The following is a 14,376-nucleotide window of genomic DNA, read 5'->3' on the forward strand; positions in this document are numbered from 1 at the left end:
ATGACGAGATGTCAGAGCGGGGGAGGAGCGAGCAGCACGCGGTCAGTGCGGCTCGGCGGCCTTGAGGAACTCCAGTGAGCGGCGGGCGACCCGGGGGGCGTCGAGCGACGCGCCCTGGATCTCCACCGAGACGGGTCCGTGGTAGCCGGAGGCCTTCAGAGCGGCCAGGACCGGCGGGAAGTCGATCTCGCCCGTGCCGAGTTCGAGGTGCCGGTGCACCCCGCGCCGCATGTCCTCGATCTGTACGTTGACCAGGTGCGGTGCGGCCGCCGCGACACAGTCGAGCAGGGACGCCTCCTCGACGCAGTGGGCGTGGCCGATGTCGAGCGTGACACCGAACGATTCGGGATCGCCGAGCCGGTGGCGCAGCTCCAGCACCCGCTGCACGGTGTCCACGAACATGTACGGCTCGGGCTCGAACCCGAGTGCCACCCCGTGCTCGCGGGCGACCTCCAGGGCCTCCTCGCAGCCCGCGGTCAGCCGCTTCCAGGCCTCCTCCTCCGGGACGCCCTCGGGGGCCGGTCCGCTGGCCAGCTGCACGGCCGGAGCGCCCAGGTCGGCCGCGACGCGCACCGCCCGCGCGAGCAGGTCCAGGCGCCGTTCGGCGCCGGGGGCGCACATGAGGGTGGGGACGTGCCCCCGCCAGGGGTCGAGCAGATACGGCGCCCCGGTCTCCACCATGACGGCGAGTCCCAACCGGTCGAGCCTGGTGGCCAGTCGGCCGACCCGGCGCGGCAGATCCGCGGCGAAGGGGTCGAGATGCGCGTGGTCCAGGGTGAGCCCGACCGAGTCGTAGCCCAGGTCGGCGAGGACGGTCAGGACGTCGTCGAGACGGTGGTGGGCGAAGCCGTTGGTCCCGAAGCCGTAGCGCAGCCGTGCGGGCGGGGTGGGGAGGGCGCTCATGTGGGCGACACCTTCCGGGCCAGCCGGCGAGCCGTCGGATGGGCCGCGGCGAGCAGACCGGCCAGGGCCGGGGCGCCGCCGCCCGCGGTGAGCGCCGCCTGGAGGGGCATCAGCGACAGGATCCCGGCGCCGACGGCCTGCCGGACGTGTGCCGCGGACGGGTGGTGGGCCGCCCGTGCCTGCGCGCCGCCGTACGTGGCCAGATAGGCGAGTGCCCCGGCGGCGGCACCGATCCGGGCCGCCCGCCGCCCGGGTCCCGCGCGTCCGGTGCGCCGTGGCGCCCGTATCGAGGGAAGCGCCCCGGCGGCGAGGGCGGTGGCCGCGGTGCCGGCCAGGGTCGCGGCCGGGACGGAGCGGGGCGAGCCCGTCACCTCGTGGCGGCTCAGCGCCGTGACCGTGTAGGTGTGCGCGCCGACCAGCAGCGCGGCCGGGAGCGCCGCGCTCCTGCGGCCGGGCTCGGCTCCGGCCAGCACGTTGAGCGCCCGTGCCCCCGCCATCGCGGCGGGCCCGGCGGCGGTCGACTTCAGTCGCAGGTCGTACGCCCAGACCAGCCCGGTCAGCGGCACCGCCACACCGAGCGCGGCGCGACCGCCGGCCAGGGCGGCGAGACCGAGGCCGGCGGCGGTCAGCCCGCAGGCGGTGGCCAGTGCGGTGCGCCGGGTGACCCGGCCGGAGGGCAGGGGGCGTTCGGGGCGCTCCACGGCGTCCACGGTCGCGTCCGCGTAGTCGTTGAGCGCCATGCCGGCCCAGTAGAGGGCGACGGACGACGCCATCGTGGCGGCGGTACGGGGCCGGACGCGTCCGGTGCTCGCGACCGCGCCGGCGAGCACGTCACCGGGCACGCTCAGGGCGGCGGGCAGCCGGACGAGGGTCGCCAGATCGGCGAGACGGGGGGAACGCGAGATGTCGTTCGGGCCTTGCATGATCGGTCACCCTACGCCCATTGCTTTAATCTTCAGATACCTTCCCATCACCCTTTGTGTGAAGACTCTGTGTGTACGGCGGATCGAACAACACCCTTTCCCCGTAGGCGATTTGGTGTCGGCGAACCCCGGTGCCCCCGCCCTCCCCTCCGCACTCTTCTACGCTGGTGTAGTCGACCGGGGGGCGTCGATACGATGGCGGGCCGGAAAAGCGTCGGCGGCGGAAGGGAGACAGGGGCGTGACGGACGACCGGCAGGGTCCGCGGCGGCGCAGACAGGGCGAGCTGGAGGCGCTGGTGCTCTCGGTGCTGGGCGAGGCGGAGGGGCCGGTGAGCGCCGGGTGGGTGCAGGAGCGCCTCGGCGACGACCTCGCCTATACGACGGTGATCACGATCCTGACCCGGCTGCTGGCCAAGGGCGTGGTGACCCGGGAGCGGGCGGGCCGGTCCTTCGCCTGGACGCCGGCCTCGGACCAGGCGGGTCTCGCGGCGCACCGGATGCGCAGGGTGCTGGACGCGGAGAGCGACCGCGAGGCGGTGCTCGCCAGCTTCGTCACCGGTCTGGGCCCGGACGACGAGCGGCTGCTGCGGGAGCTGCTGGGCCGTTCCGACGGCGAGTGAAGGGGAAGGCCCGAACCCTATGGGGGTGTTCGTCTTTCTGCCGCTGGTGCTGCCGTTGACGGCATGGCCGGTGGCGCGCCTGGCGGAGCAGCATCTGCATCCGCGCGCGGCGACCCGGCTGCTGTCGGGGGTGGCGGTGGTGATGGCGGTGTGCAGCACGGTGTGTCTGGGGCTGGTGATGGTGGTGGGCACGGCCCAGCTGCCGGGCAATCCGCTGCCGGACGGGTGGTCGGACCCGCAGGTGCGGGCGGCGGTGCCGTACGACGAGGTGGCGGGGAAGGCGGCCATCCCCGCGCTGTTCGCGGTGCTCGTGGCCTGCGGGCGGACCCTGTGGCGGCACGGGCGGGTACGGCGCGGGGCGCATCGCGCGCTGGCGGGGCTGCCGGGTACCGAGGTGGTCGTGCTGCCCGACGGGGTGCCGTACGCCTACGCGCTGCCCGGCGGCCGGCGGGCCCGGGTGGTGGTGACCACCGGCCTGCTGGACCGCCTCGAACCGGCCGAGCGCCGGGCCCTGTTCGCCCATGAGCGCGCTCATCTGACGGCCGGGCACCACCGGTTCCTGCTGGCGGTACGGCTCGCGGCCCGTGCCAACCCGTTCCTGCGGCCGCTGTGCACCGCCGTGTCCTACACGGCGGAGCGGTGGGCCGACGAGGACGCGGCGCGGGCGGTGGGCAGCCGCCGTACCGTGGCGCGGGCGATCGGCAAGGCGGCCCTGGTCTCCCGGGGCACTCCCGTGCCCACGCTGGCGGGCTTCGCGGTGCCGGGACCGGTGCCGCGCCGGGTGGCGGCCCTGCTCGGCCCGGCCCCGACCGGGCGCAGCTGGCCCTCGGCGTTCACCGCCGTGGGCCTCGCGGCATGGGGCGCCGCCGCCGGCACGGCCGTCTCCGCGATGTCCTCGGCGAACTCGGCGGTGACCATGTTCCTGATCCTGTACGCCGCGACACCGCTTTAGGGGCTGGACCGGAGGACAGACGGTCAGGTGGTGGCGCGGCTGCGGGAAAGCCGCCGGTACACGCGGGGCGGGGGCGGGGAGGACGGTGGCGCCGACTCGGCGCGGTGGGACAGCCGGGAATACGACAGGTCAGGACGCCGCCGACGGGCCACCGGCCGCCCCCTTTGACGCCGACTGCACCACCCGACACCCACTCCCCGGCACCCGCCATCAGACACCGCTGCCCGGCACCTGCCATCCGGCATCCGCTCCCGGGTAGCCGCTGCCCGGTACTCGCCATCCGGCACCCGCTGCCCGGCAGCCGTTATCGGGCATCCGCTGCCTGGTACCTGCCATCCGGCACCCGCTCTCGGGCATCCGCTGCCTACCTGCCATCCGGCATCCGCTGCCCGGCACTCGCCATCTGGCACCCGCTGCCCGGCACCCGCCATCAGACACCGCTGCCCGGCACCTGCCATCCGGCATCCGCTCCCGGGTAGCCGCTGCCCGGCACCCGCCACCTGGCACCCGCCACCCGGCAGTCGGCACCCGACACCCGGCACCCGGTGCCGGGACCCGGTATCGCCGTCGGGCATCGCGTTCAGGCGTCAGGCGTCAGGCGTCAGGCGGCAGCCGTGCTGGGCCCCGCCGTCCCGCTCCGTATCCCGTCGCCCCGTACCCCCGTCGGTCAGAGGTCGAACTCGTGCGGCGGCAGGTCGAGGGTGAAGCAGGCCTCGCGGACGACCGCCTGCTCGGTCTTGTCGAAGTCGCCGTCGGCGCCGCCGATGACGATGCCGATCTGGATCACGGCACGGGCCTCGGCCGGCTTCTTCTTGGCCTTGGCGATCTCCTGGAGCACGCTCACCTTGCCGAAGTCGAAGTCGGCCGTCAGCTTGTTCAGGTTGTCGTCGAAACGGCGCTGAAGATCCGTGGCGTCGAAGTTCTGCAACACCTCGTTGGTGGCGATGAGCTGGGCCACGCGACGCCGCTCGGACGGATCGATGGTGCCGTCCGCGGCGGCGACCAGGGCACACATCGCCATGCTCGCGTCGCGGAAGGCGCCGCTCTTGAGGTCGTTCTTCTTCGCCACGAGCTGCGTCTGCATCGTCGACGCGGATTCCTTGATGCGGTCCCACAGGGCCATGAGAACTCCATACGATCGGTATCTACAACAACGTAGAAACTAGCGGGCGGTCGGACAAGTTCCCGCCGCGCCCGCTCAGTTCCGCGAGTTGCCGAACAGCAGGCGGTAGGCCACGAGGAGGACCAGCGAGCCGCCGACGGCCGCGCCCCAGGTGTAGAGGTCGAAGAACTGGTTCTCCACCGGGCGGTCGAGGAACCGGGAGGAGAGCCAGCCGCCGACGAACGCGCCCGCGACCCCGATGAGCGTGGTGCCGATCAGACCGCCCGGGTCGCGGCCGGGCAGCAGGACCTTGGCGATGGCTCCGGCGAACAGACCGAGGATGATCCAGCCGATGATGCCCATGTCGTCGTGTCTCCAGTCGAGTTGCCTGTGCTGAGTTGCAGGTGATGAGTTGCCTGTTTGCGCAACCTTAGAGACGGAACGCGGGGACGGGCGAGCCCGCACAGGTCACTGCGTTCGAGTCGTCGCGGTTCTGTCACTCATTCAGGACATTGCGCAAACCGCCAAGCGGACGTGGGCCTTTCGGCGGCTTCCGGTGCCGCCGCCGACGCCTACACTGGGTACCCGCACGTGCGTCGGTGGTGACGCCCAGGGGACGGGAGAGGGTTGTGGCAACCAGCGCCGGTCGCTTCGAGGACCCGTCCGCCGAGGTCCTCGACGAGGCGGCCGCCGCGTTCGGCCTGCTCGCCGCTCCGGCCCGGCTGCACCTCATGTGGGCCCTGTCCCAGGGCGAGAGCGACGTCACCCGCCTCGCCGACCGCGTCGGCGGCGCGCTCCCCGCCGTCAGCCAGCATCTGGCGAAGCTGAAGCTCGCCGGACTCGTGGGCTCGCGCCGCGAGGGCCGGCGTCAGGTGTACTACGTCGACGACCCGGACGTCGTCACCGTGGTCCGGGTGATGGTCGGCCAGCTGACCGCACGTGCCCACCGGACCACCGTTCCGGTACGACGACTGCGCGGCGCCGGCGGCTGAGGCCGGCCCGCGCCCCCGGGGTGAAATCCGTTCCGCGGGTTGCATGAGATCCCTCACCTGTGAATTCGCCCAGGATCCGGGCTGCTCAGGCCAAGGCTTTGTTAGATTGCGCAACTACGCAAGCAACCTTGATCTTGATTGCCGCCTCTACCTCTGTGCATCTGTCCGACCGTTCGTAGGAGTGGTGAATGAGCGACCCGTGGGACGGTCCGGCCGGCCAGGCCACGCGCAGCCGCACCGGCAGGGTGCCCGGGCAGCGCACGGCCGGGCACGACGAGCCGCTTCCGACGGGCGGGCGGGCCGCGGCACGGGCGGCCTCCCGCAGGCGCCCCGGCCGCGGAGCGCGCCGGGGCCGGCCGGTGCGGCGCGGCAGACGGGTGCTGCGGATCGCCGGACTGTTCCTGGCGGTGCTGGTACTGGGGACGGCCGGTGCGGGCTGGTGGTTCTACCAGCACCTGAACGGCAACATCAACAGCGTCTCGATCGACGGCAAGGGCGGCAAGGAGAAGGCCGACGCATTCGGCCGCACCCCGATCAACATCCTGGTCATGGGTTCGGACGCCCGTACCAGCAAGGCGGACTGCAAACTGGGCGGCGGCTGCTCGCAGACCGGGGTGCAGTCCGGCAACGGCAACGCGGACGTGCAGATGGTGGTCCACATAGCGGCCGACCGCTCCAACGCCACCGTGATGAGCATCCCGCGCGACACCATGACGAACGTCCCGGCCTGCAAGGACAGTGAGAGCGGTCAGTCCACGTCCGGCTACTACGGCCAGATCAACAGCGCCCTCCAGTACGGCCCGGCCTGCCAGGTGTCCACCATCCATCAGCTGACCGGCATCCCCATCGACCACTTCGTCAAGCTCGACTTCTCCGGCGTGGTCAAGATGTCCGACGCGGTCGGCGGCGTCTCCGTGTGCGTGGACGCCAATGTCTACGACACCTACTCGCATCTGAAGCTGTCCAAGGGCACCCACACCCTCAAGGGCGTCGCGGCGCTGGAGTTCGTCCGCTCGCGGCACGGCTTCGGCGACGGCAGCGACCTCGGCCGTACCGTCTCCCAGCACATCTTCCTCAGTGCGATGATCCGCAAGTTCAAGAGCGCGGGCACCCTCACCGACCCGACCGCCGTCTACAGCCTCGCCGACGCCGCCACCAAGGCGCTCACCGTGGACGACGGCCTCGGCAGCGTGAAGAAGCTGATCGGGCTGGCGGCCGACCTGAACAAGGTCCCCACCAAGCGGATGACGTTCACCACCATGCAGACGGCCCCCGATCCGGCGGACAGCGACCGGGTCGTGGTGGGCGCCGGCGCGAAGACCCTGTTCTCCACGATCGCGGGCGACCAGTCGCTCACCACCGGTTCCGGCGGGAAGTCGGCGGCCGCCTCCGCGACGGCGAAGGCGACGGCCACCGCCTCGGCGGTCCCCGCGTCCGAGGTCGCCGTGACCGTGGAGAACGGCACGACCATCACCGGCCGCGCCTCCGCCGTCGCCGGCGCCCTCACCGACGCGGGCTTCAGCTCCGGTACGACCACCGCCAACGCCCCGAGCCCGGCGGCCACCACGACCCTCACCTACGGAACCGGACAGAAGGGCGCGGCGCGGACGGCCGCGAAGACCCTCGGGCTGCCGTCCTCCCATCTGAAGCAGGGCAGCGCAACCGGACTGACCCTGGTCATCGGCAGCGACTGGCCGAGCGGCACCACCTACCCCGGCGGCACCTCCTCGCCGGCCCCCGCCGACACCAAGGCCGCCGTCTCCAACGCCCACGCCCAGACCGCCGACGAGGCCAAGACCTGTGCCGAGGTCAGCCGCTTCCGGACGGTCGCCCTGAACGGCGTCCCCATGACGCCCACCCAGGCCTACGCGGCGGCGCGCGACAAGCCCGACTCGGACGACTGACCGGGCGCCGAAGCGGTCAGGGGCGCGGGGCGGAGTCGTCCCGGTCGACGACCGTGCCCTGGACGACCCGGGGCGCGGACGGCTCCCGCGCCGGGTCGTCCTGGTCCTTCAGGGCCCTCGACTCGCTCTTGAGGATGCGGGCCGCCTTGCCCGCGGAGCGGGTCAGCTCGGGCAGCTTCCTGATCGCGAGGATCACGATGACGACCACCAGGATCAGGGCCAGCTCACTCATGCCGAACATACGGGTCTGCTCTCTCCCGAGGTCGTCTACAGTTCTGTAGAAGTATCCCCGGGAGGCGATCGTTCAACAAGCCTGCCTTCCGGCCGCGTTGGCGGAAACACCGTACGATCCGAGGAGTGTCGGCAGCAGGATGTCCGAGCAGCACCACCAGGCGACCGTCAGCGCGTCCGGGGCGGCCCGCCGGGACCTCGCGCACCGCTGCCGCACCCTCACCGAGGCCCGCTGGTTCGCGCTGACCGTCTTCGCCGTGATCCTCCTCAACGCGGCACTGCTCGGCGTGGAGACCTACTCCGGCCTGGTCGAGGAGTGGCACCGCTGGTTACGGCTCGCCGAGCACGCCTGTCTCGTCGTGTTCACCGTCGAGATCCTCGTCCGGATCGGCGCGCACGCCGACCGCCCCCGGGGCTTCCTGAAGGACCCGTGGAACCTCTTCGACCTCGCCGTGGTCCTGTGCGCCTTCCTGCCGGTCGTCCGCGAGAACACCACCGTGCTGCGCCTGCTCAGGCTCGCCCGCGTCCTGCGCACCGCCCGCTTCCTGCCCCAGCTCCGGGTCCTGCTCACCGCGGTCGCGCGCAGCCTCCCCGGCACCCTGAGCTTCCTGCTCGTCGGCGCCCTGCTGCTGTACGTGTACGCGATGATCGGCTGGGTCTTCTTCGGCCGCGCCGACCCCGGGCACTACGGCTCGATCGGCCGGTCCGTGCTCACCCTGTTCCTCCTCATGACCCTGGACGGCATCGGCGACGCCGTCCACGCGGGCCTGGAGATCTCCCGCTGGAGCCTGCTCTACTACGCCTCCTACGTGCTGCTCGCCTCCTTCGTCCTGGTCAACGTCCTCATCGGCGTCGTCATCACCTCCCTCGACGAGGCCCGGGAAGTGGAGAAGACCCAGCAGCCCCCGGCCGCGCAGGACCAGGACCGGCATCTGCTGCTCGCCCGCATCACCGCGGCCCGCGAGGCCCTCGACGCCCTCGAACGGGACGTAGCCGCGGCGGTCCCGACAGCGCCGTCCAGATCCTGCCGCCGGTAGCGGGGGCAGGGAGGGCCGGTCCGCTAGGATGCTGCGATGCGTCTGACGAAGTACGGTCACGCGTGCGTCCGCCTCGAGGCCGAGGGCCGCTCGCTCGTCATCGATCCAGGCATCTACACCGAGCCCGAGTCCCTGTCCGGGGTTGCGGCGGTGCTCGTCACCCACGAACACGACGATCACATCGATACCGACAAACTCGTGGCGGCGCGGGCCGCCAACCCCGGTATGACGGTGCACGCCCCCGCCGACGTCGCGGCCGCGCTCGGCGACTGGGCGACGCCGGTCGCGGCGGGCGACACGATCTCGGCGGGCGGCTTCACGGTGGCCGTCGTCGGCGGCCGGCACGCCGACATTTTCGACGGGCTGCCCGGCTGCGCCAACGTCGGCTACGTCGTCGACGGGGTCTACCACCCGGGTGACTCGCTGTTCGTCCCGGACGAGCCGGTCGAGACGCTGCTCGTGCCGGTCGCCGGGCCGTGGCTGCACCTCGGCCTCGCGGTGGAGTTCACGCGGGCGGTCAAGCCGGGCCGCGCGTTCGCCATCCACGACGCCACGGTGAACGAGCGCGGGTTCGAGAACGTCGACTGGTGGCTGGCGAACCACAGCGGCGCGCCCTACACGCGCCTGCTCCCCGGCGCATCGGCCGATCTCTAGAACGACCAGGCGGGCGTGAGACTCCCGCCCGGACCCGACGGGACGACCGCGGTCCGGGCGGGAGCCTCACTCAGGCACCTACGCGGTGCCGTCCAGTGCCTTGTCGATGAACGGAACCAGCCGGCCGACGATCGGCGGCTTCATGACCGAGTAGTGGTCGCCGGGGAGCCAGACCTGCGTGACCCGGTCGCCGAAGAGGGTCCGCCAACCGAGCGCGCCGTCCGGCCCGACGACGGCCGACTCCTCGTCCGTGCGGACCAGCAGCACGTCGTAGTCGCCGAACTCCGGCCGGAAGCCCAGCACGTACTCCTGGCAGGCGGCGATGTTCGACCGGTAGAGCGCGAACAGCGTCTCGAAGTGCTCGGCGCCCGCGTCCGGGGTGAGCACGTCGCGGTCCCGCATCGCCTCGGCCAGCAGCGCCTGTTGCTCCGCGACGGAGCGGCCCGCGAGGTCGGCGGCGGTCAGCGGCAGCCCGTAGTGCGCCGCGAACCGCTCGACGATCTGCCGGTCGGTCATGCCCGCGTAGTAGTCGTCGTCGGAGGTCCCCTCGACCACCGCCCTGAGCGCCTGTGTGTCCGGCGCGGCGCCGTCGATGACGACCAGCGTCCCGATCCGGTGGCCGAGGCCGCGCAGCCGTTCGGCCAGAGCGTAGGCGAAGACGGCCCCGAGGCCCCAGCCGACGATCGTGCTCGGCACCCCGTCGGCCCCGGTCCGGCGGCCGATCTCGGCGGCGTACTGCTCGACCATCTCGCGGACGTGCGGCACCGGCGCCCGCCGGCCGTCCAGCCCCACCGCTTCCAGGCCGTGGACCGGGACGTCGGCCGGCATCGCGCGCACCAGGTCGAGGTAGCCCATGACGCTCCCGCCGCCGGCGTGGACGCAGTAGACCGGCGGCCGGGTGCCCTCGGGACGCATCGGGACGAGCACCGTCGACTGCCACTCGGCCTGGGCCCGAACCGTCCGGGCGAGCCCCTCCACGGTGCCGTTCTCGAAGAGGACCGAGATCGGCAGGCGGGCGCCGAGCTTGCGGGACACGGCCGCAAGCAACTGGAGCGCCAGCAGCGAGTGCCCGCCCACGGCGAAGAAGTCGTCGGTGACGCCGAACCGGTCCGAGCCCAGCATCGCCCGCCAGATCTCGAGGATGCGCAGCTCCAGCGAGTCGCGCGGGGGCACCGCGGCCGCCGCGCGGCCCGCCGTGCTGTCCATGGCCTGCAGCTGGGCCCGGTCGACCTTGCCGTTGGCGGTGCGCGGCAGCGCGGCGACGACGGCGAACGCCTTCGGGACCATGTGCTCGGGCAGCACGGTGCGCAGGTGCCCGCTCAGCTCGTCGACCGTGGGCCCGCCCGCTTCCAGCACGACGAAGGCGGTCAGCACCTGATCCGGGCCCGCGACCGTGACGAGGCACTCGCGCACGCCCGGACGCCCGCGCAGCACCGCCTCGATCTCCTGCGATTCGACCCGGTAGCCGTTGATCTTCAGCTGGTCGTCGGTACGGCCCAGGTACTCCAGCTCGCCGCCGGGAAGGGCGCGGACCACGTCGCCTGTGCGGTACCAGCGGACCGGGCCACCACCCGGTGCGGCGGGCGCGCCGAGGAAGCGCTCCGCGGTCCGCTCCGGCTGGTTCAGATAACCGTCGGCCAGTTGGGCACCGGAGAGGAACAGCTCCCCCGGCATCCAGACCGGCACCGGCCGGCCCGTGCCGTCCCGGACCACGGCGCGGGTGCCCGGCAGCGGGGTGCCGATCGGCACGGTCCTGGCCCGCGGGTCGAGGCGCGACGCTCCGGCCGGGAAGGTGCAGACGCCGACGGTGGTCTCGGTCGGGCCGTAGTGGTTGACGACCACGCACTCCGGCGCGATCGCCGCGACCCGCTCGACCAGGTCGATCGGGCACGCCTCACCGCCGACGACCAGCAAGCGGCGCGGCAGCACCCGGGCCGGATCCTCGGCGGCGTTGAGCAGCGCGGCCAGGTGCGAGGGGACGATCTTCAGGCAGTCGATCTCGCGATCGCTCATCCAGGCCGACAGCTCGGCCGGGTCGGTGGCCGCCGACCGCGGCACGACGGACAGGCACCCGCCCGAGGCCAGAGCCGAGAAGACGGCCGTGTACCCCAGGTCGGCGGCGAGGGTCGTGATGACGGCGAACGACGATCCCGCCGCGCCGGGCAGCCGCTGCCCGACCTCGTGGACGTAGGTGGCCAGGGCACCGTGGCTGACCGCCACGCCCTTGGGCTGGCCGGTGCTGCCGGAGGTGTAGACGACGTAGGCGAGGGCGGCCGGACCGGGATCCGACCAGACCGCCGCGGGCGTTTCCTCGTCCGGCAGATCCTCGATCAGGAGGACGGATACGGCCGACTCCGCGAGCCGCCCCGCCAGCGCGGCGCTGGTGACCACGACGCCGGTCCCGGTGTCGGCGAGGGTCGCGGCGATCCGGCCCGGCGGCGTGGTGTCGTCCAGGACGGTGAAGGCCGCACCGGCCCGCCAGATGCCCAGCATCGCGCCGATGGTGAGCGCGCCCCGTGCGAGCAGGACCGGTACGACCGAGCCCGGACCGGCCCCGGCGGCCGCGAGCCGGGCGGCCAGGCGGTCGGCGAGCCGGTCCAGGTCTCCGTAGCTGAGTGTGGTGGTGGCGTCCTCGACCGCGGTGGCGCCCGCGTTCCGCGCGCGGTGCTCGGCGAAGCGTGCGGGCACGAGGCGCACCGCGCCGTCGGCCGGCGTCTCCGCCACGGCCCGGTCCGGCTGGTCCGCGCCGTCCGGCCGGACGCGCAGCGCGCCGACGTGCGCGTCGGGGGCCACAACCGCGTGGGCCAGCACGGTGCGCAGCACCGTCCCGAGCCCGGCCAGATCGGCCTCGGTGAACCGGGCCGGGTCGTAGCCGAGCGCGACCCGCGCGGCGCCGGCCCCGATCTGGTCGACGAGCAGCGTGAGACCCGCGCCCGGGTGCACGCCGTGGACGGCGACCGGCGCGAACAGCAGGTCGCCGGCCGCCCGGGGGGCGCCCAGGTCGACGTGGTCGAAGGCGATCACGTCCAGGGTGTCGCGGGTCGACCACCACGCGGCGTCGAACAGCTCCGACTCGGCCGCGGCGTGCTCGAAGGCGGCGTGGCACCGCCGCACCAGGTCGCGGAACGGCGTGTCGGCGGCGACGGCGACCTGCAGCGGCAGGAGCCGCGCCAGCGGGCCGAGTGCGTCGGCCAGCTCCGGTGCGGAGCGCCCGCCGTCCACCAGCCCGGTGAGGAGCCGGTCCGCGCCGGTGTAGCGGTGCAGCACGACCTGCCAGGCGGCGAGCAGCAGGTCGCGGAGGTCGCCCCCGGTGGCCGCGAGCCGGTCGGCGCCGTCGGGCGGGAGGACGTCCGCCAGCTCGACCACGGCGGCCGTGCCGCCGTCACCGCAGCGCACCGGCAGCTCGAAGGGCAGTCGCAGCGCGGTGGTGTCGTCGTCGACCTCGCGCAGGTAGCGCGGGTGCTCGAAACGGCCGTCCCCGACCCGCTCCCGCAGCCACTCGGCGAGGTCCGCGTACTGCAACGGATCCTCGCCCACGCCGGCACCGGCGTAGGCCCGGGCCAGCTCGTCGATCAGCACCGCCGCCCCCGCACGGTCCAGCACGGCCGCCGAGGCCCGCAGCCGCAGCACGTGCCGGTCCGGGCCGACGCGCCGCACCGCCAGCGATACCGGCGTCGACCCGACCACCGCCTCGGGGCGCCAGTCCTCGGCGGCGTCCGCCGAAGCGGCGTCCGCCCCGGCGCCGGGCACCTGCTCCGGATACGGCCGGATCACCTGGGCCGGCGCCACGTAGCCGTCCAGGATCCGCAGCTCGGTCCGCAGGATCTCGTGATGCTCGACGACGTGACGGGCCGCGCCGTACAACCGATCCAGGTCCAGCGGACCGTGCAGCTCGACCACCACGGTGACCGGGACCGCCCGCCCGCCCCGCGACTCCGCCTTCCGCCACGTCAGCTCCTGCTGCGGCGAGATCGCGAACGCGTCCACGGTGCCGGCGCTCATCGCTCGCCGCCCATCACCGACGAGGCCGGCTCGGCCATCGCCACGAGTACCTTGCGCGGTCCCGTGTACGGTTGCCGGCCGTGCGCGGTCAGCACGTTGTCGATCAGCAGCACATCGCCGTCGCTCCAGGCCTCCGCGCGGTACTCGGCGTCGAACGCCGCGTTGATCGTGGCGATCACCTCGTCCTCGATCGGCGTGCCGTCCCCGTACAGCGCGTTGCGCGGCAGATCGATCGGGTCCAGCGCTTCCAGCAGCGACCCGCGCACGTCCGCCGGCAGGCTGACCGTGTGGAAGAGGTGGGCCTGGTTGAACCAGGACCACTCGCCGGTGACCGGGTGCCGTACGACGGCCTGCGCGACCTGCTGCGTCCGCAGCCGCCGGCCCGGCAGCCAGGTGAACTCGATCCCCGAGTCCGCGCAGAACCGCTCCACCTCGGCCGGGTCCTCGGTCTCGAAGGCCTGCTGCCATGTCAGGTCCATGCCACTGCCGTAGTTGCGCACGTACATCACGCCGTGCGCCGCGAAGCGGTCCCGGACGTCCCGCGGGATCCGCTCGTACACCCGGCGGCTGTCGGCCAGCGGCGTCGCACCGCCGGTCCGGGCCGCCTTGTCGCTGAGGAACCACAGCCGCATCGGCCAGTTCGTCGCGTAGGCCAGCTCGTTGTGCATCGGGATCGACTCGCTGGCCGGGTACTCCGTGGACGTGTAGACCTGACGCATCTCGCGGGTGCGCGGCGTCGATCCGTACACATAGTTCATCGCCTCGGGCGACACGGCGAGGACGAGCCGCTCCAGGCCCTCGGCGCCGGAGATGCCGAAGCCGCGGAACAGTACCGCGCCGTGGCTGTGCAGCAGTTCCCGCAGCGGCTCGCGGCTCGCCGCCAGCCAGGCGGCCAGGTCGACGCCGGGCACGTCGGCCGTGACGGTCGCCGGAAGGCGTTCCGCGGTCGGCGGCGTGACCGTGACGGCCGGGCCGTCCACCGCGGCGACGGTGCGGCGGCGGATGTCCCGGAGTGCTGGACGTTGGTGCGCGTTGACGTTCACGATCTCCCCCGTG

13 protein-coding genes are annotated in these 14,376 nt (G+C 73.1%); 6 read left to right on the forward strand and 7 right to left on the reverse strand.

Annotation, left to right across the window (positions count from 1 at the left end):
• Positions 1-42 precede the first annotated feature (42 nt).
• Positions 43-903 (reverse strand): sugar phosphate isomerase/epimerase family protein, encoded by an 861-nt coding sequence (locus tag ACYQ8Q_RS37770; protein ID WP_460071191.1) that lies wholly within the window; start codon positions 901-903, stop codon positions 43-45.
• Positions 900-1,826, reverse strand: a complete 927-nt coding sequence (locus ACYQ8Q_RS37775) for an SCO3242 family prenyltransferase (RefSeq protein WP_460071192.1) — start codon at positions 1,824-1,826, stop codon at positions 900-902. Before ACYQ8Q_RS37775 ends, ACYQ8Q_RS37770 begins: the two co-directional genes overlap by 4 nt.
• Before the next feature lie 239 nt (positions 1,827-2,065).
• Between ACYQ8Q_RS37775 and ACYQ8Q_RS37780 the strand changes: the two genes are divergently transcribed.
• A complete protein-coding gene (locus tag ACYQ8Q_RS37780) occupies positions 2,066-2,446 on the forward strand; it encodes a BlaI/MecI/CopY family transcriptional regulator (RefSeq protein WP_460071193.1) in 381 nt (126 codons plus the stop codon).
• A gap of 19 nt (positions 2,447-2,465) precedes the next feature.
• Entirely contained in the window at positions 2,466-3,398 is a 933-nt protein-coding gene (locus ACYQ8Q_RS37785) for a M56 family metallopeptidase (protein ID WP_460071194.1), read from the forward strand.
• Positions 3,399-4,065: 667 nt separating this feature from the next.
• Here the strand turns inward: ACYQ8Q_RS37785 and ACYQ8Q_RS37790 are convergent.
• Positions 4,066-4,521, reverse strand: a complete 456-nt coding sequence (locus ACYQ8Q_RS37790) for a tellurite resistance TerB family protein (protein ID WP_359000353.1) — start codon at positions 4,519-4,521, stop codon at positions 4,066-4,068.
• A 75-nt stretch (positions 4,522-4,596) separates the two neighbouring features.
• Positions 4,597-4,863 carry a GlsB/YeaQ/YmgE family stress response membrane protein gene (locus tag ACYQ8Q_RS37795; protein ID WP_460071195.1) on the reverse strand — a complete coding sequence of 89 codons (267 nt, stop codon included), beginning with the start codon at positions 4,861-4,863 and terminating at the stop codon, positions 4,597-4,599.
• 266 nt (positions 4,864-5,129) lie between these two features.
• On the opposite strand from ACYQ8Q_RS37795, the gene ACYQ8Q_RS37800 reads away from it, so the two are divergent.
• Entirely contained in the window at positions 5,130-5,492 is a 363-nt protein-coding gene (locus tag ACYQ8Q_RS37800; protein ID WP_460071196.1) for an ArsR/SmtB family transcription factor, read from the forward strand.
• A gap of 188 nt (positions 5,493-5,680) precedes the next feature.
• Entirely contained in the window at positions 5,681-7,396 is a 1,716-nt protein-coding gene (locus ACYQ8Q_RS37805) for an LCP family protein (protein ID WP_460071197.1), read from the forward strand.
• A gap of 16 nt (positions 7,397-7,412) precedes the next feature.
• Here the strand turns inward: ACYQ8Q_RS37805 and ACYQ8Q_RS37810 are convergent, their stop codons facing one another.
• Positions 7,413-7,637 carry a twin-arginine translocase TatA/TatE family subunit gene (locus ACYQ8Q_RS37810; RefSeq protein ID WP_460071198.1) on the reverse strand — a complete coding sequence of 75 codons (225 nt, stop codon included), beginning with the start codon at positions 7,635-7,637 and terminating at the stop codon, positions 7,413-7,415.
• Positions 7,638-7,767: 130 nt separating this feature from the next.
• On the opposite strand from ACYQ8Q_RS37810, the gene ACYQ8Q_RS37815 reads away from it, so the two are divergent.
• Together ACYQ8Q_RS37815 and ACYQ8Q_RS37820 are read left to right on the forward strand one after the other, a co-directional pair.
• On the forward strand, positions 7,768-8,664 hold the full coding sequence (locus ACYQ8Q_RS37815) for an ion transporter (protein ID WP_460071199.1): 897 nt from the start codon (positions 7,768-7,770) through the stop codon (positions 8,662-8,664).
• A gap of 36 nt (positions 8,665-8,700) precedes the next feature.
• Entirely contained in the window at positions 8,701-9,318 is a 618-nt protein-coding gene (locus tag ACYQ8Q_RS37820) for an MBL fold metallo-hydrolase (RefSeq protein WP_460071200.1), read from the forward strand.
• Positions 9,319-9,396: 78 nt separating this feature from the next.
• Here the strand turns inward: ACYQ8Q_RS37820 and ACYQ8Q_RS37825 are convergent, their stop codons facing one another.
• Both ACYQ8Q_RS37825 and ACYQ8Q_RS37830 read right to left on the reverse strand, forming a co-directional pair.
• Entirely contained in the window at positions 9,397-13,320 is a 3,924-nt protein-coding gene (locus ACYQ8Q_RS37825) for a non-ribosomal peptide synthetase (protein WP_460071201.1), read from the reverse strand.
• Positions 13,317-14,363, reverse strand: a complete 1,047-nt coding sequence (locus ACYQ8Q_RS37830; RefSeq protein ID WP_460071202.1) for a TauD/TfdA family dioxygenase — start codon at positions 14,361-14,363, stop codon at positions 13,317-13,319. Before ACYQ8Q_RS37830 ends, ACYQ8Q_RS37825 begins: the two co-directional genes overlap by 4 nt.
• Between the last annotated feature and the right edge of the window lie 13 nt (positions 14,364-14,376).

This window comes from Streptomyces sp. YKOK-I1 (assembly GCF_054660435.1).